Here is a 24,712-nt window from a genome sequence, read left to right on the forward strand (position 1 = left end):
CGATCTCCGCGTCAGATTGCAGCCGCATGGGCTGCCGGTGCCGGGTCCTCGGCATGCACCACGCCGAGCAGGCGGGCCTGGAGGGCGTGGTCCTGCTCCAGCGCGGCGGCGCCTCCGCCGAAGGCGATCCGGCCGTTGACCAGCACATAGGCGCGATCGACGATCGGCAGCACGGTCTCGGCATGGTGCTCGACGATGATCATCGCGACGCGCCCGCGCAGCTTCACCAGCGCCGCCATCACCTCGTTGACGACGGCCGGAGCCAGCCCCTCGAAGGGCTCGTCGAGCAGGATCAGCTTGCTCGGCACCATCAGAGCGCGCGCGATGGCGACCATCTGGCGCTCGCCGCCCGAGAGGTTCTCGGCCTTGGCCGCCTGGCGCGTGCGCAGCCGCGGAAACAACTGGAAGACCTCCTCCAGCCCGATCCCGCCCGGACGCGCGGCGAGCTGGAGGTTCTCGACCACGGTCAGGTTCGGGAAGAGGCGCCGCCCTTCCGGCACCAGCGAGATGCCGAGCCGGTTGATCTCGAAGGGGCGCAGCGTCGCCAGCGGCGTGCCGCCGAACGAGATCGTCCCCGCGTCGAGCGCCAGGCTGCCGGTCAGCGCCCGCAGCGCCGTCGTCTTGCCAACGCCGTTGCGGCCGAGCAGGGCGACGGCTTCGCCCTCGCGCACCGTCAGGCTGACATTGGAGAGCACCGTGCTGCCGCCATAGCCGACGGCGATGTCCCGCGCATCGAGCAGCAGCCCGGCCTTTGCATCGACCTTGCGCTCCACTGCCGGCGCGATCTGGTCGGAGCCCTTCGCGGCGCCGAGATAGGCCGAGATGACCTCGGGATTTTTCGCCACCTCGGCCGGCTTGCCGTCCGCGATGATTCGCCCCTGATGCAGCACGGAGATGCGGTCGGAGATCGCCAGCACGCGGTCGATGTCGTGCTCGATCAGCAGCACGGCGTGCTTTTGCGCCAGCCGACGGATCAGATCGGCGACGACGATGCGGTCGGCCTCGGCGAGGCCGGCCAATGGCTCGTCGAGCAGCAGGAGCTTGGATTCAATCGCCAGGGTGACCGCGATCTCGAGCAGGCGCTTGGCGCCGTGCGGGAGGTCGAGACTCGGCAAGGCGGCCTTGTCGGCGAGGCCGACCGCGTCGAGGATCGACCAGGTCCGGCCGTTGACCTCCTCGTTGCGATGGGCGTCGGCGATGAGGCCGCGCGCGCCGACACGCTGGGCCTGCACGGCGATGCGGACATTCTCGAACACGCTGAGATTCGGGAAGATCGAGAGGATCTGGAATGATCGGCTGATGCCGAGGCGGGCTCGGATATGGATCGGCAGCCTGGTGATGTCGCGGCCTTCGAACAGGATCTTGCCCTCGCTCGGCGGCAGCACGCCGGTGAGCATGTTGTAGAAGGTCGTCTTGCCGGCTCCGTTCGGCCCGATGAGGGAGTGCAGCACGAAAGGCCGGACCTCCAGGTCGATGTCCTTGGCCGTGACGAGGCTGCCGAAGCGCTTGTTCAGCTTCTTGGTCTCCAGGATCGGGCGCTGCGGATCCATCGCCTGCGCGGCGCTCTCATAGGGCGCGATGATGGCGGGCCGCGGCGGGATCGTGTTGCGGGTCAGTGTCCAGCGCTCGCGCCGCAGCAGCCGCTGCACCAGGCCCTGGATGCCTTCCGGCGAGAGCAGCGCGAACAGGATGATGATCGGCGCGAAGATCAGCCACCAGTTCTCGGTGATGGCCGAGAGCCGGTTCTCCATGATGATGAAGGTGATCGCGCCCCAGAGCGGGCCGAGGAAGTGGTGCACGCCGCCGAGCACTGTCATCAGCAGCGCGTCGCCGGCATGCTGCCAGCTCAGGTTGTTGGCGTAGACGCCCTGCAGCAGCAGCGTCAGCAGCGCCCCGGCATAGCCGACGAAGCCGGCCATCAGGACGAAGGAGCCGAGCCGCAGTAGATAGACGTTGAAGCCGAGGCTGCGGGCGCGCTGCTCGTTGTCGCGCACGGCCTGCAGCGCCCGGCCGAACGGCGAGTGCACGATCTGCCAGAGCAGGGCGATGCCGAGGACGACGCTCGCCACGGCGAAGACATGGAAGGACAGGTCCGACGCGAAAGCGGGCCGCGCAACGCCCTGCAGCCCGTTCTCGCCGCCGGTGACGGCGGTCCATTTGAACGCGACCTCGAAGGCGATCTGCGAGCAGGCCAGCGTCAGCAGCGAGAAGTAGAGGCCCTTGCGGCGCAGGATCAGCGCGCCGATGACGAGGGCGAGCGTGAGCGAGAACAGCACCGCCAGCACCAGCGCCACCACATCGGTCGCGACACGGCCGAGCACGAAGAAGGCAAGCGCATAGCTGGCGCAGCCGAAGAACACTGAGGCGCCGAACGGCACGAGCCCGGTATAGCCGACGAGCAGGTTCACGCCCATGCCGTAGAGCGTGTAGATCGCGATCTGCGTGATCAGCCCGACGGGCGCGCTGAGCGCGAGCCAGAGCAGGGTGAGGCCGGATAGGACGAGCCCGGCTAAGAGGGCGGGGTGGCGGAAAAGCTGACGGGCGGTCACTCGAAGCGCTCCCATTTTTCGCCGAACAGGCCGCGCGGACGCACGAGCAGGATGGCCGCCATCAGGACGTACATGGCCGCTCCCGCCCATTCCGGCTGGAACTGGATGGTCATGGCGGTGGTCAGGCCGACGAGCAGGCCGGCGACGATGGCGCCGGCATAGGAGCCGAGCCCGCCGATCGTCACGATCACGAAGGCTGGCATGATGGCCCCGGCCGCCATGGTCGGGTTCACCGTCCAGAGCGGTGCGGCCAGCATGCCGGCGAGCCCGGCCAGCAAGCAGCCGATGCCGAAGACGAAGCTGAACACGACCGGCAGGTTGATGCCGAGCAGCCCGACCATCTCGGCGTCGCGCGAGCCCGCCCGGATGATCCGGCCGAAGGGCGTGTAGGTCAGGAAGGCCCAGAAGCCGACCAGCGCGGCGACAGTCACCGCCAGCACGAACATCCGGTATTTGGTGATCAGGACCGGCCCGTATTCGACGAAGCCGGAGAGGAAGCGCGGCGCCGCGAAAGGCAGCGGCGCGCCGCCGAAGATCATCCGCAGCAGCGACTCGAACAGCAGCGCCAGCGCGAAGGTCAGGATCAGGCCGAGCAGCGGCTCCTTGCCGTAGAGATGGCGGATCAGCACCCTCTCGACCAGCATCCCGAGCGCGCCGGTCAGCACCGGTGCGAGCAGCGCCACCGCCCAGCCGAACTCGCGGTTCAGCACGAGGGCAAGATAGGCGCCGATGGCGAAGAAGGCGCCATGGGCGAAGTTCACGATGCCGAGCAGCCCGAAGATGATCGAGAGCCCGACCGCGATCAGCACGTAAAGGAAGCCCAGCACCAGGCCATTCACGGCCTGGGATAAGATCATGTCGAGCATGGCGCATCGATCCTGCGGAGAGCGGCGTCATGGCCGCGCGTCAGGGATCGGCCCGGGCATCCCCGGGCCGTGTTCGGAAAGGCTGCCTGTGGCTCCTCAGCTCAGAGGGAATCCATCTTGCAGGCGCTTTCGGCCTGGTTGCCGAAGGCGCGGGCGATGCCGCCAGATGTCGCCGGCAGCTCCGCCTTCACGTCGAAATAGTCCCATTTGTCGGTGATCTTCGGCTTGATGCTCGCCACCAGCAGCCGGCTGATCATCTGGTGATCGAAATCGCGATAGCCGACATCGAGGTCGCCGCGCTTCACCGACCATTTCTCGAGCGCGTTGACGATGGCGGCGGGCTCGGTCGACTTCGCGGTTTCGATCGCGTCGAGCAGGGCCTTCATGCCCATCCAGCCCATCCAGGTCTTGTCGGCGGCCGGCCGGTTGTATTTCTTCTCGTAGGCAGCTGCCATCGCCTGCTCTTCGGGCGGGTTGTTCGGGTTCTTGTAGTACCAGGTCAGGGTATAGAGACCATCGGCCGCCTCCGGCCCGACGCCCCAGAGATCGGTGTTGCCGACGGAGATCTCGGCGAAGGGGATGCGCCCGCGCATGCCGAGCTCGTTCCACTGCTTGAGGAACGTCGTCAGGTCGCTGGCGGCGATGCCACCGATCACCACATCGGGCTTGGCGGCGCGGATCTTCAGGATGAAGGAGCTGTAATCCGGGGTGCCGACCGGCACCTCGTCCGTGCCGACCAGGGTGCAGCCATTGGCGGCCGCGTATTCGGAGAAGGCGCGCTTGATGTCCTGGCCGAAGGCGTAGGCCGCCGTCATCAGGTACCACTTCTTGCCGATCTCGCCGCAATAGGGCGCGAGAACCCGGGCATGGACATCGACCGGGGGCTGCAGGCGGAAGGTGTACTTGTTGCAGGACTTCCCGGTCAGCTCGCCCGTGGCGGCATTGGCGGCGATATAGGGGATCTTCGCCCTCTTCGCCACGGCGGAGATGGCGAGCGCGAAGGAGCTCAGCGCGCCCCCGACGATGCCGACGACCTTGTGCTCGCCGACGAGGCGTTCGGCATTCTGTTGCGCGCCTTGCGGATTCGGCTCGTCGAGCCAGACGATCTCCGCGGGGCGACCGAGCAGCATGTTGTTGCGCTGCTCCAGCGCCAGCAGGCTGCCCTGTGCCAGATATTCCGACTGGTCGACGATCGTGCCCGTCTTGGCCCAGATCATGCCGATCTTGATCGGCTCGGCCGCGGCGGCATTGCCGATATAGGGCATGCCGAGTTTGCCGGAGATGAGCCCTGCCGCACCTAGAGAGGACGCTCCTGCGATAAGGCTGCGCCGGCCGATCACGGAGCCTTCGGGCTGCTTTTTCTGATCCGTCACTGTGTCCTCCCAGACATCGATATCGGGCTGTCCCGAATTGGATCCGGCGGCGCATCGAGGCGCGTCGGACGATGCCGTTTAGCACAAGTGGAATTGAGTTCCATTATTATTTTCAAGATCGGAATTGGATTCCAAAGTCTCTTGACGCCGGCTTCGCGGCAGGGGACATATGCCGCTGGATCGGGGAGCCGGATGTCGCAATTCTCAGTCGCTATCGTGGGGGCAGGGGCGATCGGGCGCCTGCACGCCGACGTGATCCAGGCGTCCGGATTCGCCGGACTGGCCGGCATCGCCGACCCGACGGAGGCTGGGCGGCGCTTCTGCGAGGAGCGCGGCATCGCCTGGTTTGCGGACCATGCCGCGCTTCTGGAGAAGACAGGTCCGGAGGCGCTGATCGTCGCCACCCCGAACAACACGCATTTGCCGATCGCGCTCGATGCACTCGCCGCCGGCGTCACCGCTCTGGTCGAGAAACCCGTCGCCAGCACGGTCGAGGAGGGGCTGGCGCTGGCCGAGGCCTCGGCACGCGCCGGCGTGCCGGTGCTCGTCGGCCATCACCGGCGCCACAACCCGATCATCGCCCGCGCGCGCGAACTGGTCGCCTTGGGCGCGCTGGGGCGCCTCACCAACGCCTCGGTGCTCTACACCTTCTTCAAGCCGGACGGCTATTTCGAGATGGCCTGGCGGCGCGAGCCCGGCGGCGGCCCGATCCTGATCAACCTGATCCACGAGATCGACCTGATCCGCTTCGTCTGCGGCGAGATCGAATCCGTGCAGGCCGCGACCTCGAACGCGGTGCGCGGTTTTGGCGTGGAGGATACCGCAGCGGTCGTGCTCCGGCTCGTCAACGGCGCGCTCGTCACGATCAGCCTCTCCGATACCGCGGTCACGCCCTGGAGCTGGGATCTCGCCTCCGGTGAATTGCCGGGTTATCCCGCGCAGCCCGCGCCGGTGAATTCGCATTACATTTCCGGCACGGAGGGCTCGCTGACGCTGCCCGGCCTCGATCTCTGGCGCTATGGCGGCGAGCGGAGCTGGTTCAATCCGATCTCCCGCGATTCGCTTGCGGTGGTACGCGCCAGCCCCTACGTCGAGCAGTTGCGCCACCTGTGCGAGGTGGCGCGGGGCGAAGCGACGCCTCTCATCGATGCGGCCGATGCGACCAGGACGTTACGCGCGACGCTGGCGGTGAGCGAGGCGGCGCAGACAGGCCGGCGCGTCACGCTGGTTTCCGGATAGGCCCATGGCAAAGCGAATCGACCACGAAGAACACCTCGCCGGCGATCAGGAATCGGGCCCGAGCGGGCTGCTCGAGCGTACGCTGAGCGTGCTGGAGCTGCTCGCGGCCAACGCGCATGGGCTTCAGCTCTACGAGATCGCCGAGCGCCTCTCCATCCCGCGCAGCGCGACACACCGCGTGCTGACGAGCTTGGTCGAGCGCGGCTATGCCCGGCAGGAGCGGCAGCTCGGCTCCTATCAGCTCACCGCCAAGATCGCCTCGCTGGCGTTCAGCTTCCTGGGCGGCGTCGGTATCACCGATCTCGCCCAGCCGGTGCTCGACCGTCTGGCGCGAGAATCGGGTGAACTCCTGCGCTTCGCCCTGATCGACGGGCGTGAGCTCGTCTGGGTGGCGAAGTCGCAGGGTTCGCCCTTTGGCCTGCGCTACGATCCGGACATGGGCCAGGCCGCCCGGCTCTCCTGTTCGGCCAGCGGCCACGCCTGGCTTTCCTGCCTGCCCGAGGACGAGGCGCTCGCCCTCGTCGAGAAGCAGGGCTACGGCTCGCGCGAGGAGTTCGGCCCGCGCGCGCCACAGACCAGCGCGGCCCTGCTCAAATATCTGCGCCAGGCACGCAAGCGGGGCTTCAGCATCGTGGTCCAGACCTATTCGGCCTGGATGAATGCCGCTGCCGCTCCGATCCGCAGCCCGCAGACCGGCGAGGTCGTCGGCGTCGTTGTGATCGCCGGCCCGCATATCAGACTGACCGAGGCGAAGATGCTGGGCTTCGCACCGCAGCTCATGGACGCCGCGCGCGAGCTGTCGCTGGCGATGATGGCGACGCCGGCGCTCTCGCGGCCGCGCCCAGGCGGGCAGGCGAGATTCTTCGATTCTCCACCGTAACGATGCAGGCAAGGGCTTCATGCGTATTCTCGTCACCGGTGGCGCGGGCTTCCTCGGCGCCTGGATCGTCCGGCGCCTGACGGCAGGCGGCCATGCTGTCCGCGTGTTCGATCTCGCCGAGAACCGCAGCCTGATCGCGGCAATCGCCGGTCCCGAGGCGGCGCAGGCTTGCGAATGGCGCCGCGGCGACATCGTCCGCCTCCCCGATGTCCGTGACGCTGCTGAAGGCTGCGACGCCATCATCCACCTGGCCGGCGTGCTGACCTGGGCCTGCAAGGCCGACCCCATCCGCGGCGCGCAGATCAATCTGATCGGCACGCTCAATGTTTTCGAGGCGGCGCGCGAGCTCGGCATCGACCGGGTGGTCTATACCAGCACGGCCGGGGTCTATGGTCCCTCCGGCGGGCAGACGCCCGTGCCCATCTCGCATTATGGCGCCTTCAAGCTGGCCTGCGAGGGGAGCGCGCGCGCCTATTGGCATGATCACGGCCTGGCGAGCATCGCTTTCCGCCCTTACGTCGTTTACGGCCCGGGGCGGGAGAGCGGCCTCAGCGCCGGCCCCTCGCTGGCCTGCCGAGCCGCCGCACTCGGCGAGGCTTACGTCTTTCCGTATGAGGGCGCCGCCGGCCTCGTCTATGTCGACGATGTCGCCGCCGCCTATGAGCGTGCAGTGCTGCGCCGGCCGGACGGCGCGCATGTCTTCAATCTCGTTGGAACGCTCGCGACGCCGCAAGACGTCATCGCCGAGCTTTTGCGCCTGAACCCACAGGCCGACATCCGGCGAGGCGGCGAGACGATGCCCTCGGCTTCCGAGATCGAGGAGGGCGAGGTGCGCGACGTCCTCCCCGACCTGCCTGCCACCAGTCTGCGCGCCGGGATCGAGCGCACCTTCGCCTATTATCGCGATGGGGCTCTGTGACATGCTCAGGCTCGCGGCCCACAGCTTCGGTTTCGTCTGGCAGGAAAGCGCGGAAGCCGCCGTCGAGCGCATCGCCGAGGCGGGGTTCACCCAGGTCCAGCTCATGGCCACGCCACCGCATTTCGATCCGTGGCGCGAGGATCCGGCACGGACGCGGCGCCTGCGCGCCATTATCGAGCGCAGCGGCATGGATCTGCTCGCGGCCGATCTCGCCAGCAGCGACATCAATCTCGCCAGCGCCTCGCAGGATGTCGTCGCGTTTTCCATGGAAGCCTATCGCCGCGCCATCGCCCGCTGCGCCGAGCTCGGTGCGCGCTGGGTCTGCGTCGGCTCCGGCCGGCGGCATGCGCTGCTGGCGAACGCGAATGCCGAACTGATGCAAAGCTTCCGCCCGGCCTTCCACGCGATCGTCGAAGAGGCGCGCCGCGCCGGGCTCGGCGTCATCCTCGAGAACCATCCGCAGGGGCTGCTCGCCGATGCCGGCGCGATCGACCGCTTCCTGCGCGAGGAGGGGCTGGACGACGTTTCCGTCGTCTACGATGTCGCGAATGCCTTTGCCATAGGGGAGGACCCGGTCGAAGGGCTTCGCCTGCTCGGGCCGCGTCTCGGGATCGTCCATGTCTCCGACAGCCCCGCCGGTCAATGGCGGCATGATCCGATCGGGGCCGGCGCGATCGATTTCGCGGCGATCGGCGCGACCCTCGCGGCGCAGGGATTTGCGGGATCGGCCGCCCTCGAAATCCTGTCCGATGATCCGCTGGCGGGGCTGGTCGACGGTGCCCATGCGCTGGCCGCAGCGGGATGGCGTTTTTCCGATCCGCTTCCCAACGCCCGCCTCGCGGCCTGAGCCGAAGACGTCGGCATGGCCAAGACGCTGCCTGAATGTGTGAGATCGGGAGCGGGCTGGCTCTCTACGGTCCTGCATGGCTGGCGTCCCGGTGGGAAACTACCTCTCCAAGTACGGAGGCGGCGCGCTGGGCGGCGTGAACTTCGTGGATGCGCTGATAAAGCGGTCGCGGGCCCTCCGGAGAATCGTGGGCACCTGCCGGCGACCGCTTCGCCCGACCTCGGAACGCGCGTTGACGCGCTGCGCGCTTTCCTGCGCTCCTGCTTTGACGTCGCTCCGACCCCCGCAGAGTTCGAGCGAATGCTCGCCTTCAACGCCCAGGTTCCCCGCCACGTGCTCACGGCCGTCATGAAGGGCGTCTCCCTGGATGCAGAACAGGCCTACCGCGCCGCAAAAGTCCCAGTGCTCGTCACGCATGGGACGCAGGAATTCCTGCGCGCCAAGCAGGGCGTCGGCTACATCACCTTCTACTACTGGGAGGTGCTGAACCCCGAGAAGATGTATGCCGACATGGTCGTCGTCATGCTGCTCGGCGTCACGCTGACCTATGGTCTGCAATGGCTGCAGCGCCGGCTGATGCCCTGGCAGTGGTGATTGCCGCTTGCCAAAACAAAGTTCGCTCCTCGGCCGGACAGGGCCAATACTCGCCGCTGCCCGGCCAGAGGTCGATCACACGGTGATTCTCTCACCATCCGCGGGCAAGCGAAGCCTGTCCGAAAAGCCTTGCTGTTCCGCGAAGCTGCGCAGGGCCGAGCGCGTCAGGGTGCAATGGTTGACAGCTTCCATATGAGTGTCGATCAGCATCGCCGATGGGGCGGCCCTGTGGACCTCCAGAACGTCCGAGGCGTTCATGATGAGCCGGCCGAGTCCGGCGGCCTGTGCATTGCCGCTGTTCAGCACAATGACATCCGGACTATGCGCCGCGATAGCCTCCTGGACCTTCTCGTACCAGACGGTATCCGCTGCGAGGTACAGGGTCTTATGGCCCGGATGGCTGAAGACGGCTCCGCCAACCCTCAGGAACTCCGGCGGGAAAGCCTGCACGACCGCCTCGACCCCGTGCACCGCGCTGGTACGCGTCAAGGTCACGCCCTTGAACGCGGTCGCGGCTCCGATGACACGCACATCCGTGAATCCTGCCTTCCGGATTTCATCCGCATCGGCCTCGCAAGGCACCAGGACCGGAAGCGATTTCGGCAGGGCTTGTGCGGCGGCCTCGTCCCAATGGTCGAGATGCAGATGCGTCACGAGTACGGCGTCGACATCGATAATCTGCGCAAGCGGCAGCGGGACCAGCGGATTGCGCAATTCCTCGTTGAGGGTGCCGGGGAAGCCCGGATAGGCTCCTTTTTCGGCAAGCATGGGGTCGATCAGGAAACGCACGCCGGCGTAGTCGATGACCATGGTCGCATTGCGCACCTGGGTGATTTCGATGCTCTTTGCGTTCATCTGCTGCTCCTGAAAATCTCCGCAGGAAGAGGCCGCGCACCAAGGCGCACGGCCTTCCGCAGACTGGCTTACTTGCCCCAGAAAATATCTTCTTGGATCGGGTCTGAGGAAAACAGCCACACTTCGACGATCTTGCCGCCGTTGAGCCTCAGCAGGTCGATGCCGGCCTGTGAAAGCTTCGCGTCGTCTTGCTCGCCCGAGAATTCGATCTCGATGGCGACCAGGTCGCCATTGGCCATGTAGCGGCTGGCGCTGTTGATGGCGAAGGTCCCCCGCGAGGCTTCCATCATCGCACCAATCATGCCGCCGACCTCGGCAATGCCGTTCTTCGTGCCGGAAAACCGGTTGTTGCCTGGCTGGTGCCAGACGACAGCCGGGGACAGAAGGTTTCCGAGCGACGCCTGATCGCCCGTCTGCACTGCGGTGATATAGGCCTTGGCAATGTCGATATTGGTCATGTCAGTCCGTTCACGGATCGGTTTGAGTGCTTGCCGGCGATAGATAACGAATTCTCGGGAGCAGATCGTGGTGCTTTGCGGCCGGTCTCTGATAGATATCGGACATTGGCGCGTACTTTGGTGCTGACGACCGGGTGCTCGATGGTAAGGCAAGCCGACGAAGCAAAGATCGCCTGGCTCGATTATCGACCGTCCGGCCTCGAGCTCGATGTCGAGGTTTTCCCTTTCGCCGATTTGTGGCGGCGAGCAACGCCCGCTGCGATCCGAGCGACTTATCGTTACACCTTCCCCATGCTGATCTGCGTCACGGAAGGCACGTCCACTCAGTTGGTGGATTTCGAGCCGGTCGCCTGCGCGGCCGGATCGCTCCTGGTGCTGAGACCGGGGCAGGTGCACAGCTTCGGCAGCGGCGAAGGCTGGGATGGGTGGCTGATACTGTTCCGCGCCGAATTCCTGCCCGCCCTCGCGGAAACGAACTCTGAGCTGCTACCGGTGCTTGGATTGGATCGGCTCCCAAACCATCTGTCCCTGCCGGCAGCCGATTTCGCTGCCGTGACTGAAGTCATCGGGAGAATGGAAAAGGACGCCCGGGAAGATATCTCCTCGACGCTGCTGCACCCGCTTCTGAGGCATCAGCTCTGCGGACTGCTCCTCCGTCTCAGCGTCCTGCACGATCGGCAGACCGGGGCCGAGGCAGTTCACAGCCGCGGTCACAAGCGCTACGCGCAGTTCCGGACTCTGGTGGAACAGAACTATGCCGCCTGGCATCAGGTCGCCGCCTATGCCAGCGCATTGGGTTGCACGCAAAGAAGCCTTACGCGCGCCGCGGCGCAGGCGACCGGGCGAACTGCCAAGCAAGTCATAGCTGCGCGCATCGCGCTCGAGGCCAAGCGCCTGCTGGCCCACACCGACTTGCCGATCTATCTGGTCGCAGGCAGCCTCGGCTTTGACGAGGCAACCAATTTCTCAAAATTCTTCAAGCGCGAGGCGGGATGCACACCCGCCGAGTTCCAGCAGCGCCACGAATAGCGGGGACCGCCGACATTCTGAAGTGCTGGCAGGACTGGTTCATGAGCCAGTCCAATCTCGATCCGGAATGCCTCGCCCTTGTCGGCGAGACCTAAGCTTCGACGCAGTGGCGCATCACCTGGCCGCAGCCTGTCTTGCCTACATGACGGCGGTGTCCATGGATTGGACGACAAAACGTTCATCGGACGGCTTGCTCGCAAGTTCCTGCAGGTCGATCAGGCGAAACTCGCCGACCATGACGATTTCTCCATCCGACAAGCGAGCTGGCGTCCAATACGAGACGCAGGCCATTTCAGGTCCGTCGTTCAGCGGCTTCCATCGATTGCAGACACGTACATTGGCAATCTCGCCATCGAAGAAACCCAATTCCACTGCCTTTTGCCAGTTGTCTTCAAGTTCGGCCGTGAAATACGGACGATAATTTGCCTCGGCGAGAACTGGTTGCAAGACTCCATGAAGAGCAGCAGCCGTCGCGGACGCCACGATATTCTTCCCATGTCGTGTCGAAATTTTCATGGCGAATGGCGAATTCGCTGCGTTCTTGAGAATGAATCCGTCGGAGGACATGCCGCGCCCGAAGATGAGATCCCGGAGCCGACGCTGCATCCCCAACTCGGGTTCGTGCGTTCCACGCTCCCAACGGGAGATCGTAGCCTGCTCGACATTGGTGATTTCGGCCATTCGGGCTTGGGTCATCCCTTGCGCCCGGCGATAACGTTTAAGTTGCGTTCCCCAGTCCATGGGTGGCCTTGTATACGAATATATACGTCGTAGACCACGATGTCCCGGTTGCCCGATCTTGACAAGACAATTGTCAAGAGGGGTGAGCGGCTGTGTTTCAATCAGAGACCAAGGGTTACAAGTTCGGCATTGATCGGGGCGGCACGTTCACCGACATCGTGGCCTGGTCACCGACGGGCGAAGTCATCGTCAAAAAGGTGCTGTCGAACCGTGTGGGACAGACCGAGGACTCGGCCATCACCGGCATTCGCGAGGTCTTGGGCCTGTCGCCGGACGATCCGATCTCCCAGGATCTCATCGATGTCGTGTGCATGGGTACCACCGTCGGCACCAATGCTCTGCTCGAACGCCAGGGAGAGCCGACTGTCTTCGTTACCACCGAGGGCTTCGGCGATGCGCTCCAAATCGGTTACCAAAACCGTCCGCGCCTGTTCGACCTGGATATCCGGCTGCCATCCGAGCTCTACTCAGCAGTCGTAGAGGTCGACGAGCGTGTCGATGTCGGCGGCAAGGTCCTGCGACAGCTCGACGAGCTCAAGGCCCAGACGAAACTGCAGGCGCTATACGATCAAGGCTACCGATCCTGCGCGATCGCCTTCATGCACGGCTATCGCTTTCCCGAACACGAGGAAAGTGTCGCCCGGATCGCCAGGGGCGTCGGCTTCACACAAGTTTCGACATCCAACGCATGCAGCGGCATGATCAAGTTCGTCGGACGCGCACAAACTGCGGTCGTCGACGCCTATCTGACGCCGATCCTTCAGTCCTACATCCAGCGCCTCGACGGGCCGCTTGGAAAGACACCGCTGTTCTTCATGCAGTCGAACGGTGGACTCGTCGAAGCCGCGCAGTTCAAGGGCAAGGACTGCATCTTGTCAGGACCGGCGGGAGGCATCGTCGGTGCCGTTGCGAGCTGCACCGCGTCGCGTATAGAAAACCTCATCGGCTTCGACATGGGTGGCACCTCCACGGACGTATGCCATTACGCTGGACACTTCGAGCGTACGACCGAAAGCGAGATTGCCGGCGCAAGAATTCGCTCGCCCATCATGATGATCCATACGGTCGCAGCCGGCGGGGGATCCATCGTCAGCTTTGACGGCTTGCGCTTCCGTGTCGGCCCGGAATCTGCGGGCTCCGTGCCTGGACCAGCCGCATACCGGAATGGCGGCCCGTTGACGGTGACCGACTGCAACCTGGTGCTTGGCCGGATTTCTCCGAAATTCTTTCCCAGTATCTTCGGTCCCAATGGCGATCTTCCGCTGGATATGGATCGCTCGAGCCGGCTTTTCGACGAACTCACGGCGCGCGTGAATGCAGCGAGCGAGAGCGAAAGGACCAAGCACGAATGCGCCGAGGGCTTCTTCGACATCGCCGTGGAGAACATGGCGAACGCGATCAAGAAGATCTCGACCGAACGCGGTTATGACCTCGGGAAATATACCTTGTGCTGTTTCGGCGGCGCCGGCGGCCAGCATGCCTGCAAGATTGCCGAAACCCTCGGCATGGAAAGCATTTTCGTTCATCCACTCGCCGGCGTCCTTTCGGCATACGGCATGGGGCTGGCCGATCTGCGCGCAATCGAAAGCGCGACGATCGAGCGAATCTTCGACAATGATGCGCGTGCCTATCTCTTGAGGCAGATCGAGCTTCTCGAACGAGACGCCAAGGCAAAACTCGTCAAGCAGGGCGTTCATGAAGACGATATCACGGTCACCCACCGGGCCGTCGTGCGTCATCGTGGCTCCAGCTCCGGCCTGGAAATCGTCTTCGACGATCTGGAGACCCTGCGCGCCACGTTCGAGGATGCCCACCAGAAGCACTATGGCTTCAACCGTCCGCAAAGCGAGATCGTGATCGAGTCCCTCGCGATCGAGGCCGGCGGATCGCATCGTCGGGCGCATAGGCCCATCGATAGCCGCAGGGTGTCCGTCGGAAAGACAATCGAGCCGTTCGATACGACCGAACTCTATTACGACCACGGAATGCACCAGGTGCCGGTCTTCAAGCTGGAACAGATGGGTGAAGGTACGGAAGTCCAGGGACCGGCGATCATCATCGATCCGTATTCGACGACCGTCGTGGATTCCAATTGGAAGGCGGTGTGCGACAGCACAGGTTCGCTAAAGCTCGGGTATACAGGTCTTTCTCGCTCGAAATCGATCGATGCGAGCAGCATGGATCCGGTCCAACTGGAGCTTTTCAACAATCGTTTCAGGTCAATCGCCGACCAGATGGGTTATGCGCTGGCCAATTCGGCGCAATCTGTAAACATCAAGGAACGCCTCGATTTTTCTTGCGCGATCTTCGATGCCGACCGGCAGCTCATCGCCAACGCACCTCACATTCCCATTCATCTTGGGGCGATGTCCGAAAGCGTCGAGGTCGTAGCCAGGGAGTTCGCGCACACGATGGAGCCGGGCGACCTCTTTGTGCTCAACTCGCCGTATAAGGGGGGAGCGCATCTTCCCGATGTGACCGTCATCATGCCGCTGTTCGACGTGTCCGGCAAAAAGGTTCTCTTCTACACGGCCGCCCGTGGCCATCAGGCTGATATCGGCGGGAAGACACCGGGATCGCTGCCGCCGGACAGCCGCGATATCCATGAAGAAGGGGCGCTCATCGAACCGATGAGGCTGGTGCATAAGGGCGAGTTCGCGCTGGAAGAGTTGATGCGCCTGCTGACGACGGCTCAATATCCGGCACGGAACCCGTCTCAGAACATCGCCGATCTCCAGGCCCAGGTGGCAGCCTGCATCCGTGGTTCGGATGAACTGAGGCAACTGATCGATGAGTTCGGCGAGAAGGTTGTGGTGGCCTATGCCGGATACATCATGGACGTGTCGGAGGCCGAGCTTCGCGCCATTGTCCATCGTATTCCTGAAGGCGAATACACCGCGGTCCATGACCTCGGGCACAAGGTTCACGTCAAGATCTCGATCGACAAGGAGAGCAAGTCGATCAAGGTCGATTTTACCGGCACCAGCCCGCAGGTTCCGACCAATTTCAATGCGCCGCCTGCGATTGCCCGGTCTGCGACGCTGTATGTGTTCCGCACGCTGATCGACCGCGATATCCCGCTGAATGCTGGTTGCCTGCGGCCGATCGAAATCGTCATCCCGGAAAAGTCGTTCCTTTGCCCGGAGTATCCGGCTGCCGTGTCCTCTGGAAATCCGGAGACGTCCTGCCTGGTAACCGATGCCCTGTACGGGGCGTTGGGAGTCATCGGGGGCTCTCAAGGCACGATGAACAACTTCACCTTCGGCAACGGAACCTACCAGTACTACGAGACCATCTGCGGTGGAGCAGGGGCCGTGGAAGGCAATGCCGGTGCTTCGGCGGTGCATACCCATATGACCAACTCCCTGATGACGGACCCTGAAGTCTTCGAGCTGCGCTTTCCAGTGCTTCTCGAGGAGTTCAGCGTTCGCCGCGGTTCGGGCGGCGACGGCAAATGGAAAGGCGGCGACGGTGTGAAACGTCGGGTTCGCTTCCTGCAGGGCCTCGACATGGCCATCGTATCGAACCGGCGTCTTGATGGGCCGGCGGGAGCTCAGGGAGGGCAGGACGGCAAGCCCGGGCGCAACCGCATCGTCAGAAGCGACGGGCGGATCGATGAGCTCATGAGCTGCGACAAGTCCGAAATGCACGCCGGCGACGTGTTCGAGATATTGACGCCCGGCGGCGGAGGATTCGGGATCGTCTGATCTCGCCCAAACACGTCGCATTCGAAGAACCCGGGGTCGGCTGCCGCAGCCGATCCCGGGTTCTTTTTTTGAGCCGGATGCAGATGGGAGCCTATGCCGGAAAGCATGTAAAACGACGGCCTGCTGCGCAAGTATACGCATATATACGCTCTACTTCTACGAAAGCGCTTTGATACCGTTCCCCGACAGCCGCGAGCTCCAAGAATGGCTCGCTTCATAAAAAGGGGACCTATCCATGCGAGTATCCGGATCACGTGACGAGTCGAAGAAAATGAGGAGAGTCGCGTTCGCGGCTTTTCTTGGAACCGCCTTGGAGTGGTACGACTTCTTCATTTATGGAGCGGTGGCCGCGCTCGTCTTCAACAAGATCTTCTTCCCGAGCTACGATCCTACCGTCGGCATCCTGCTTTCCTTCGCAACGTTCGCTGTGGGCTTCATTGCACGCCCGCTGGGTGCATTGCTCTTCGGCCACATGGGCGACACGGTCGGAAGAAAGAAGGTTCTGGTCATAACCATGCTGTTGATGGGCGTCGCCACCGTCGGCATCGGTCTTTTGCCGTCGTACGATCAGATCGGCATTTCCGCCCCGATCCTGCTGATCGTTCTGCGCATCCTCCAGGGCCTCGCTCTGGGTGGCGAATGGGGCGGCGCGGTGCTCATGACCGCAGAGCACGGCGATGCAAAGCGCAAGGGATATAATACGAGCTTTGCGCAAATCGGCGTGCCGATCGGCAATCTGCTGTCTGTCGGGGTCATCGTGTTGACATCGATGATGCTGAGTGACGAGCAGTTCGTGTCCTGGGGCTGGCGGGTGCCTTTCCTCCTGAGCACCGTCCTGATCGTCGTCGGACTGTGGGTGCGCAGCGGCGTCGAGGAGTCGCCTGAATTCGCAGCCTTGTCGGAGACGCGCAAAACAAGCCGGCCGCTTGTCGAGCTGCTTAAATCCTATCCGCGGCAGTTGATGATCGCCTGCTTCATCCGCATCGGAACCGATGTGGCCTTCTACATCTTCTCCCTGTTCGTTCTGACCTATGTCACCAGCCGCCTGGGCTTGCCCAAGTCGATTTCACTCAACGCCGTGCTGATCGCCTCCGCGATCCAGATCGCTGTCATTCCCGCCGTCGCGACATTGTCGGACAGCATCGGAAGAAAGCCGGTTTTCCTGGTAGGGTCGATCGGCGGCATGATCTGGGTCTTCTTCTTCTTTTCCCTGATCGATACGCGCGATCCCACGATGATCACTGTCGCGATCTGCGTCGCAATGACCTGCTGGGCCTTCATGTATGGGCCATTGGCCGCCTTCATCACCGAGCTTTTCCCCACCCATGTCCGCTACAGCGGCATTTCCCTGGGCTTCCAGTTGGCGGGAATCCTGGGCGGCGGTATCGCTCCCCTGATCGCAACCACGCTGCTGCGCGAATTCCAGACGCCGATGGCCATTGCCTGGTATGTGGCTGGCGCGCTGGCATTGACCACCATCTCCATCCTTCTGTCTCGCGAAACCTCCAGTTCGCGCGTGAGCAGCGACCAAGCCAGGGTTTCAACGGCACACTAAAATTCTGAGCGAACTCAGCTTCATCACGCCATGGTGCTGGGCCAGAAATTCCTCCCGGGTCGAAGTATGACTTCGGCTCGGGAGGAATATTCTGCTCGCGAAACTCAGATCTCTCTCGCGACGCTGCGCCAGCCTCCTTGATGGCGCCAGCCCGACAAGTCCGCGGCCGGCGGTGGGGTCGCGGTGCCGAACGGAATGGTTCAATCCCAGCGGCAGGTTGCTTGATTTCGATACCGCCGCTGCGCGCCCACAGCGTCACGAAGGTCCTCCAATGACGGCACACGGCACCGACGCAGCCTCACGCGGCTTGCTCGGAAGGCTTGTTTGGCAAGCCCGCGACATCCTGCCGGGCCTCGCCTTGTGCAGCGGCGTCTCGCTCGCCGCCAAGCTGTTCGAGCGCCTTGAAGAGTTCGCCTTCGGCCGCGCCTGGCTTGAAGCGCTGGTCCTTGCGATCCTGATCGGCACGGCAGTGAGAACGGTCTGGACACCCGGCCAGCGCTGGCGCGGAGGCATCGTCTATTCGGCCCGGACGCTCCTGGAGATCGCCGTGGTGCTGCTGGGCGCCTCGCTCAGCGCCGCGACGATCCTGGCTGCGGGGCCTGCGCTGCTGGCCGGCATCGCCGGAATCGTCCTGGTGGCGATCGTGTCGAGCTACGCCATCGCGCGGGCGCTGAAGCTGCCGCGTCGGATGGCGATCCTGATCGCCTGCGGCAATTCGATCTGCGGCAATTCGGCCATCGCCGCCGTCGCTCCCGTGATCGGCGCCAGCAGCAAGGACGTCACCTCTTCGATCGCCTTTACGGCCGTGCTGGGCGTGCTGGTGGTCCTTGGCCTGCCTTTGCTGGTTCCGGTGCTCGGCCTGAGCGAAACCCAGTTCGGCATCATGGCCGGGCTGACTGTTTATGCGGTGCCCCAGGTCCTGGCCGCGACAGCGCCGGTCGGTGCGATGGCGGTGCAGATCGGTACGTTGGTCAAGCTCGTCCGCGTCCTGATGCTCGCCCCGGTTGTGCTCGCCCTGTCGCTGCTGGCCGGTCGCCTGTGCAAAGAGGCCGATGAGGCAGCGCCCGCTATCACGACGGGCCAGTACCCGGCGCGCCGCGCCGTTCCGCTCCACCTGCTGGTGCCGTGGTTCATCGTCCTCTTTCTCGTCATGGCGGCGCTGCGCTCGGCCGGAGCCATTCCGGCCGTTCTCCTGCCGGGGGTCGCGGCAACTGCCAAGGCGTTGACGGTGGTGTCGATGGCGGCGCTCGGCCTGGGCGTCGATATCCGCACGGTCGCCAAGGCCGGCCCGCGCGTCACGCTCGCGGTGACGCTCTCGCTGATCACCCTCAGCGCGATCAGCTACGCGCTGGTGCGACTGCTGGGAGTTGTTTGAAGCATTGCTGCGACGTGTTTGAGGTGACGTCGGCCATGCTCGTTAACGATGGCTTGGCGCGTCCACCGCTTACGGCCTCCGCCGTTATCGACGCGATCGTCGGCCGGCGATGCCCAGCAGAGGTCGAAGACCTGGAACAGTCGAGGTGGTCCGGATCTGGAACGGCATAGCCCTCGAGGATTTCCAGTATTTAAGCAGAGAGAAAGCGCGCGATCTCAGGGGCGAGCGCATCGGCAAAATCTTGCTCCGACTGCATCTCGTCTGTCATCGCCGCCGAGGACAATTCCGCGGTTGGCATGATCCTCGCGAGTTTCCCGGCGAGCTCGCGTGGGTGTCGACTGTCGATACCCGGAATGATCAGCGTAGGGGTCGTCAAGGCCACCAGTTCCTCCGGCTGCCGGAAGGAGCGATCCTCGCCGATCGCCGCCGCGGCGGCGATGCTGGCAGGGTCGGAGCGCGGAATCGCGTCTCGCACCATTCTGCCGACGATCGGCGGGAAATGCGCCAGGATCGGCTCCCAGCCGGCTGCTATCCCCTGCTCGCGCACACGGCTCGCGAACGCGGCGAGATAGGCCTTTTCCTTCTCCTTGTCGGCATCGTCCTCGATGTCTTCGACGCTGATGAGCGCCATCCTGCGAAACCGCTGGGGGGTGGCGATTGCAGCCCGCATCGCGATGGTCGCGCCGAGCCCTATGCCGAGCAGATCGACCTGGCGAAGGCCAAGATGATCGATCAGTGCGACGACGTCCCGGGCATATTGCGACCAGCGATGGCGCGCCGGATCGGCACAATGCGAGCGGCCATAGCCGCGGATGTCGGGCAGCACGATCGTTCGCCCCTGGTCCAGCCGCGCTGCGAGCGGCAGCAGCATGTGGTGGTCAGGGCCGCCGGCATGCAGCATGACCAACGGCGGCAGACGGACGTCACCGGCCTCGCCGATCCACGCCAGCAGGGGCCAGCCGTCGTCACTGTGGAAGGTGAACTCTCGCAAGCCGCCGCCGACATCATCGCCGGGAAGAGCCTGTCGCGCGCGGGCCGTCATCGAGCCGGCTCCTGCTCGTTGAGGCCGAGCCAGTAGATGCCCTCCATCGGCACCGACAGGCGGCGATTGATCGCCGCCATCGTCGCGGCCGGATCGATATCGGCGAACAGTGCCGGATGCAACCATTTCGCGATCTGCTCGATCGCGACGATGTTGATCGGCTGCGTCGCGAACACGGTCCAGATCGCATAGACCTTGCCCTCGCGCACCGGCCTGATCTCCCTGAAGCCGGTCCGTTCGGTCAGGCGCAGCAGGGAGGCGTGGATGGTCGCCCGGTCGTAGCCCGGGCCGATCACCAGCCCCTTGCCGTCGAGATAGGAGCCGCCATTGCCGATATAGACCTCCGGCTCCTGCGCCAGCAGGTATTCGAGGCTGAGCATGCCGCCGGCCTGGGGCGTGTCGACGCCGAGATTGCGGCCGCCGGCGACCTCGACGAACTCGCTCCAGCCATGGCGCCCCGGTGCCCGGCAGCATTCACCGAGCCCGGCATAGGTTTCGATCAGCACGGAGGGCCGCGTGGGGTTGGCGTGGGCGATCCGCTCGGTGACCGCCGCCAGATGGGACTGGTAGAAGGCGATATAGTCTTCAGCCTTGGGCTCGCGACCGAGGATCGCGCCGAACATTCTGAGCTTGGGCGCGATCTCGGTCGCGCTGGTGCGCGTGTTCACGCCGGCGGTGACGAAGGCGACCGGAATTCCCGCTGCCTCGAAGCGGCGGGTCAGGTCGCCATTTCCAAGCCCGGGCTCCTGATAAGCCGTCATCAGAACAAGGTCGGGCTTGAGCGCGATCGCCTTCTCGGCCGCGAAGCTGTCGGCTGACCAGTCGCCGACGATCTCGATCCGGTCGATCGCCGGAAAGCGGCGGCGATAGGCTTCGAACGTGCCGTTGTCGAAGCGACGCAGCGCCGCCCAGCCGACCACCCGCGCGGCCGGATCAGGATCGAGCAAGGCGAATGAGAGCAGATCATTGGCCTCGGTGAGGACGATCCGCTGCGGCAGGCGCGGCAGGGTCACGCTGCGGCCGGCCATGTCGGTGAAGCTGACCGGTGCCTGCGCCCGCAGCGCCGGTGCGAAACTCGCCGCCGCCGCGGCCGCTGCTAGCCTCGCCAGTGCGGCGCGGCGGGTCGGATGGGACATGCGTTCAACCATCGCTCACCACCGATAGGTCAGGCTGGCGGTCACCGTCCGGCGTTGGCCGCCAAAGCAGTAGCCGGCGTCGAGGCTGGTGCCGCCGCAGCTCGCGGCATAGGCCTTGTCGAGCAGGTTCTGGACATTGACCTTCAGCTGCAGCCCGGCGAGCTGCGGCATCGACACGCCGAAATCATAGCGCAGCGCCGCATCGACCAGCGTCGCCGCTGGCGCCTCGAAATAGTTCAGCGTGGTCAGCGTATTCGCCGGGGAGGCGCCGACATGGCGGACACCGGCGCCGAGGCCGAAGCCGGCCAGCGGCCCGCTGCGGAACGAGTAGTCGAGCCAGGCCGAGGCGCTGTGGCGCGGCGAATTGGTCAGGCGCATGCCCTGGTCGCCGCCGTCGCTGCGCCTGACGCGGGCATCGAGATAGGTATAGGCGGCGATCAGATTGAACTCTGGCGTGATCTCGACCTTGGCCTCGGCCTCGACGCCGCGCGATCGCGCCTCGCCGATCTGGATGTTGAAGTTGCCGCAGCCGCGCGCATTGCCGGTCGCGCCACAAGTATGGGCGAGGTCGAGCGTGGTGCGGTTCTGCTCGGTGATGTCGAAGGCGGCGAGCGTGAACAGGCCGCGGAAGCCGGCCGGCTGGTACTTGATACCGGCTTCCCATTGCTGGCCGGTGCGCGGCTTGAAGGGCGCGCCGAAGAAATCGGTGCCGCTCGTCGGCTGGAAGGATTCAGCGTAGCTGACATAGGGCGCGAGCCCATTGTCGAAGAGATAGAGCAGCGCGGCCCGGCCGGTGAAGGCATGGTCGGACTGGCGCGTGATGACGCCGTTGTTGCGGTTCAGCGTATCGCTCTCGGCCCGGTCGAAGCGACCGCCGAACAGGCCGATCAGGTTGCCCAGGCGAATCTGATCCTGCGCATAGAAGCCGAATTGTTCGGAGGCCTGCGAGGTGTTGGTCTGCGGCGTCGCCGGAAAGCGGATCGTGCCGGTGCCATAGACCGGCGCGAACAGGTCGATCGGGCCGGCGGTGCCGTTCGCCATCGCATTCTTGAAGTCGGAACGCAGATAGTCGAGGCCCATCAGCAGCTTGTGCTTGAGCGGGCCGGTGTCGAAGTTGAGCTCGGCCTGATTGTCGAGCGAGAGGCCGTAACCCTCCGCCCGGTTCATCAGGGCATAGCGGTTGACCGTGCGCCGGTTGGCGGCGAGCGCCGAGACCTGGACGGCGTCCCAGGAGAACTCGGAACGGACATAGCGCAGGTTCTGCCGGATGGTCAGAACCTCGTTGAAGCGGTGCTCGAACAGATAGGCGAGCGACGCGTATGTCCGGTCGAAGCGGTCGAAGCCCGGCTCGCCGGCATAGAAGCCCTTGGGGATGCGCCCAAGCGGGTTGCGCACGGCGGTGCCGATCGCCGGCAGCGCATCATAATAACCGATTTCAGGATCGTGCTGGTAGCTGCCGAGCACGGTCAGGCTCGTGTCGGAGCTCGGCCGCCATGTGATCGACGGCGCGATGGCGAAACGCCCCTCGCGGGTATGGTCGACTTGCGTTTCGCCGGTTACGCCCAGACCGGTGACTCGGTAGGACCATTGCCCCTGCGGATCGACCGGGCCGCCGATGTCGAAGCCGGTGAAGGCACGGCCATTGCTGTCGATGCTCGCAGTGACCTCGCGCAAGGGCTGATCCGTCGGCCGCTTGCTGACGAGATTGAGCACACCGCCGGGAGCCGCCTGACCGAACAGCACCGAGGACGGCCCCTTCAGGACGTCGACGCGCTCCATCAGATAGAGATCGGGTGCAGGGGCGCCATAGGTGCCGATCGCAGGGATCTTGAGGCCGTCCCAATAGCCGTCGACGCCGTAGCCGCGGATCATGACACTGCCGATTGCAGCGCCAAAATTGCCGCCTGCAACTCCACGCCATTCGGGCACCACGCCGGCTGTGTAGCGCAAGGCCTCGCCGACCCCCCTTGCCCCCTGCGCCTCGATCTGGTCGCGCGTGACGACGCTGACCGATTGCGGTGTCTCGATGATCGGGGTGTCGGTCTTGGTGGCGGTCGCGCTGCGCCTCGCCACATAGCCGTGCACCGGCGAGGTCGCCGTCTCGCCCTGCACGACGATCGCTGGCAGATCGATCGGCTCTGCCGTCTGTGCCTGGACTGGCCCGCCAGCGAAGACCAGAGAGGCGACGGCGCCGAGCCAGCAGGTCAAGGCGGTGTCGGAGAGGAACAGGTTTCGCATGGATCTTCGGCTCTGGGTTGTCCAGAGCGATAGAACACGGCGTTACGCCCGTCTCCATGGCCGATGTATTTGCAAAAGCGACTATTGCATCGCCAAAACTGTTCACTTTCGACTATTTTCAAACTGGGATGAAATCCTTGACAAGTTGGGCACGCAAACTGCCATTGCGGTCACCAGGCACGAGCTTCGGGGAGCCCTTTGCCGCGACAGTCCAATCCGATCCGCCGCTCGCTCGGCCATGCCGATCTGAAGACTCTGGCAGACGGCCTCGGCGGCGACTTCCGCATCACCGACAACCGCAGGCTGGTGCATGACCAGTTGCATCGCGGCCGGCTCGCCTATACTGAGCTGGCGCCTGGGCTTTCGGTCCATACCGTCGATGTGCTCGATCTGGCCGATTTCTCCGCCGACATCACGATGCCGCCTTCGATCAGCTTCTCCTTCGTGCTCGGCGGCGAGGTCTCGATGCTGGTCGGCGACGAAAAGATCTGCATCGGCCCGGACGCCAACAACGGCCAGCCGCAGGGCGCCTTCCTCGCCCTGCAGCAGCCGGAGCATTTCAAGCGCTTCGCCCGGCAGGGCTGCCATCTGCGCGCGGCGATCGTCGTGCTGACGGCGGAGTGGCTCGCACACCACGCCGAGGACGGGCTTGGCGCCTCGGCGGCCTATGCGCGGCTGTCGCAGCAGCCCGTGAGCTATGGCGCCTGGCCGCTGACAGCACGCCAGATCGCGCTCGCCGAGCAGATCCTGCGCCCGCCGCAATTCGAGCCACTGCTCCATACCCTTCTTCTGACCAGCCGGGCGATCGAGGCGAGCGCCGAAGCGTTGCGTTCGATCGCCGGGATCAAGCCGAACGAGGCTTATTCACTGCGCCGGCGCGATCTCGACCGGCTGGAGGCACTGAAACGCTTCATCGAATCCGACGAGGCGGTCGGCGTACCCATCGACGAGATTGCCTCGCGCTTCGGGGTCAGCATCCGCAGCCTGCAGCGCGATTTCCGCCTCGCCTTCGGCACGACGATCTATAGCTATGTCAAGGACCTCAGGCTCAACCGGGCGCGCAACGCCTTGCAATATCAAGGGGTGACGATCGCCGAAGCCGCCCACATCGCCGGCTATGCCAGCGCCGCCAATTTCTCCACGGCTTTTCGCAAAGTCTTCGGCGTTGCTCCCGGCAAGTTGAGACTGGATTGAGCGCTCAGCTCCGGATGCGTCCTTGCTTGATCGCTACGTCGTTGCCGCCGGCTCGACATTCGCGACCTGGGACCTATGCCTCGAGCAGCCCGATCTCCTTCCTATCAACGACACT

General features: G+C 64.5%; 19 protein-coding genes. 10 read left to right on the forward strand and 9 right to left on the reverse strand.

Annotated elements, in window-relative coordinates; translation table 11 throughout:
- Positions 1–11: 11 nt before the first annotated feature.
- From ACSQ24_RS07095 to ACSQ24_RS07105, 3 genes are all read right to left on the reverse strand, one after another.
- Positions 12–2,549, reverse strand: a complete 2,538-nt coding sequence (locus ACSQ24_RS07095; protein ID WP_436094005.1) for a branched-chain amino acid ABC transporter ATP-binding protein/permease — start codon at positions 2,547–2,549, stop codon at positions 12–14.
- The gene (locus ACSQ24_RS07100; protein ID WP_436094006.1) at positions 2,546–3,415 is read right to left on the reverse strand and encodes a branched-chain amino acid ABC transporter permease; all 870 of its coding nucleotides are present in this window, start codon (positions 3,413–3,415) and stop codon (positions 2,546–2,548) included. The genes ACSQ24_RS07095 and ACSQ24_RS07100 overlap by 4 nt, the downstream gene beginning before the upstream one ends.
- A gap of 101 nt (positions 3,416–3,516) precedes the next feature.
- Positions 3,517–4,788 carry an ABC transporter substrate-binding protein gene (locus ACSQ24_RS07105; RefSeq protein WP_436094007.1) on the reverse strand — a complete coding sequence of 424 codons (1,272 nt, stop codon included), beginning with the start codon at positions 4,786–4,788 and terminating at the stop codon, positions 3,517–3,519.
- 192 nt (positions 4,789–4,980) lie between these two features.
- On the opposite strand from ACSQ24_RS07105, the gene ACSQ24_RS07110 reads away from it, so the two are divergent.
- The 5 genes from ACSQ24_RS07110 (at position 4,981) to ACSQ24_RS07130 (ending at position 9,267) form a co-directional block, all read left to right on the forward strand.
- A complete protein-coding gene (locus ACSQ24_RS07110) occupies positions 4,981–6,027 on the forward strand; it encodes a Gfo/Idh/MocA family protein (RefSeq protein WP_436094008.1) in 1,047 nt (348 codons plus the stop codon).
- A 4-nt stretch (positions 6,028–6,031) separates the two neighbouring features.
- Positions 6,032–6,907: an IclR family transcriptional regulator gene (locus ACSQ24_RS07115; RefSeq protein WP_436094009.1), complete on the forward strand. Its 876-nt coding sequence runs from the start codon at positions 6,032–6,034 to the stop codon at positions 6,905–6,907.
- A gap of 19 nt (positions 6,908–6,926) precedes the next feature.
- A complete protein-coding gene (locus tag ACSQ24_RS07120) occupies positions 6,927–7,826 on the forward strand; it encodes an NAD-dependent epimerase/dehydratase family protein (RefSeq protein WP_436094010.1) in 900 nt (299 codons plus the stop codon).
- A 1-nt stretch (position 7,827) separates the two neighbouring features.
- A complete protein-coding gene (locus ACSQ24_RS07125) occupies positions 7,828–8,673 on the forward strand; it encodes a sugar phosphate isomerase/epimerase family protein (RefSeq protein WP_436094011.1) in 846 nt (281 codons plus the stop codon).
- A 300-nt stretch (positions 8,674–8,973) separates the two neighbouring features.
- Complete coding sequence (locus ACSQ24_RS07130; protein ID WP_436094012.1) at positions 8,974–9,267, forward strand: hypothetical protein; 294 nt, start codon at positions 8,974–8,976, stop codon at positions 9,265–9,267.
- Positions 9,268–9,342: 75 nt separating this feature from the next.
- On the opposite strand, the gene ACSQ24_RS07135 is transcribed toward ACSQ24_RS07130, so the two are convergent.
- Complete coding sequence (locus ACSQ24_RS07135) at positions 9,343–10,122, reverse strand: MBL fold metallo-hydrolase (protein WP_436094013.1); 780 nt, start codon at positions 10,120–10,122, stop codon at positions 9,343–9,345.
- 68 nt (positions 10,123–10,190) lie between these two features.
- Positions 10,191–10,580: a nuclear transport factor 2 family protein gene (locus ACSQ24_RS07140; RefSeq protein WP_436094014.1), complete on the reverse strand. Its 390-nt coding sequence runs from the start codon at positions 10,578–10,580 to the stop codon at positions 10,191–10,193.
- A gap of 120 nt (positions 10,581–10,700) precedes the next feature.
- Here ACSQ24_RS07140 and ACSQ24_RS07145 point away from each other — a divergent pair, with 120 nt between their 5' ends.
- Positions 10,701–11,609: an AraC family transcriptional regulator gene (locus tag ACSQ24_RS07145; protein WP_436097839.1), complete on the forward strand. Its 909-nt coding sequence runs from the start codon at positions 10,701–10,703 to the stop codon at positions 11,607–11,609.
- 138 nt (positions 11,610–11,747) lie between these two features.
- Here ACSQ24_RS07145 and ACSQ24_RS07150 read toward each other — a convergent pair whose 3' ends face one another.
- Positions 11,748–12,350 carry a helix-turn-helix domain-containing protein gene (locus tag ACSQ24_RS07150; RefSeq protein ID WP_436094015.1) on the reverse strand — a complete coding sequence of 201 codons (603 nt, stop codon included), beginning with the start codon at positions 12,348–12,350 and terminating at the stop codon, positions 11,748–11,750.
- A gap of 92 nt (positions 12,351–12,442) precedes the next feature.
- On the opposite strand from ACSQ24_RS07150, the gene ACSQ24_RS07155 reads away from it, so the two are divergent.
- From ACSQ24_RS07155 to ACSQ24_RS07165, 3 genes are all read left to right on the forward strand, one after another.
- Positions 12,443–16,057 (forward strand): hydantoinase B/oxoprolinase family protein, encoded by a 3,615-nt coding sequence (locus ACSQ24_RS07155; protein ID WP_436094016.1) that lies wholly within the window; start codon positions 12,443–12,445, stop codon positions 16,055–16,057.
- A 271-nt stretch (positions 16,058–16,328) separates the two neighbouring features.
- The gene (locus ACSQ24_RS07160) at positions 16,329–17,612 is read left to right on the forward strand and encodes an MFS transporter (RefSeq protein WP_436094017.1); all 1,284 of its coding nucleotides are present in this window, start codon (positions 16,329–16,331) and stop codon (positions 17,610–17,612) included.
- A gap of 271 nt (positions 17,613–17,883) precedes the next feature.
- Positions 17,884–18,987, forward strand: coding sequence for a YeiH family protein (locus tag ACSQ24_RS07165; RefSeq protein ID WP_436094018.1), 1,104 nt, complete (start codon positions 17,884–17,886; stop codon positions 18,985–18,987).
- Between the two features lie 190 nt (positions 18,988–19,177).
- On the opposite strand, the gene ACSQ24_RS07170 is transcribed toward ACSQ24_RS07165, so the two are convergent.
- Genes ACSQ24_RS07170 through ACSQ24_RS07180 form a run of 3 tightly spaced genes read right to left on the reverse strand, consistent with a single transcriptional unit; the run spans position 19,178 to position 23,403 of the window.
- The gene (locus tag ACSQ24_RS07170; RefSeq protein ID WP_436094019.1) at positions 19,178–20,029 is read right to left on the reverse strand and encodes an alpha/beta fold hydrolase; all 852 of its coding nucleotides are present in this window, start codon (positions 20,027–20,029) and stop codon (positions 19,178–19,180) included.
- A complete protein-coding gene (locus ACSQ24_RS07175; RefSeq protein ID WP_436094020.1) occupies positions 20,026–21,165 on the reverse strand; it encodes an ABC transporter substrate-binding protein in 1,140 nt (379 codons plus the stop codon). The genes ACSQ24_RS07170 and ACSQ24_RS07175 overlap by 4 nt, the downstream gene beginning before the upstream one ends.
- 15 nt (positions 21,166–21,180) lie before the next feature.
- Positions 21,181–23,403 carry a TonB-dependent siderophore receptor gene (locus ACSQ24_RS07180; RefSeq protein WP_436094021.1) on the reverse strand — a complete coding sequence of 741 codons (2,223 nt, stop codon included), beginning with the start codon at positions 23,401–23,403 and terminating at the stop codon, positions 21,181–21,183.
- Between the two features lie 198 nt (positions 23,404–23,601).
- On the opposite strand from ACSQ24_RS07180, the gene ACSQ24_RS07185 reads away from it, so the two are divergent.
- Positions 23,602–24,597 carry a helix-turn-helix transcriptional regulator gene (locus tag ACSQ24_RS07185; RefSeq protein ID WP_436094022.1) on the forward strand — a complete coding sequence of 332 codons (996 nt, stop codon included), beginning with the start codon at positions 23,602–23,604 and terminating at the stop codon, positions 24,595–24,597.
- Positions 24,598–24,712 lie beyond the last annotated feature (115 nt).

Origin of the sequence: Allobosea sp. LjRoot237 (assembly GCF_964253285.1) — a bacterium.
Taxonomy (GTDB): domain Bacteria; phylum Pseudomonadota; class Alphaproteobacteria; order Rhizobiales; family Beijerinckiaceae; genus Allobosea.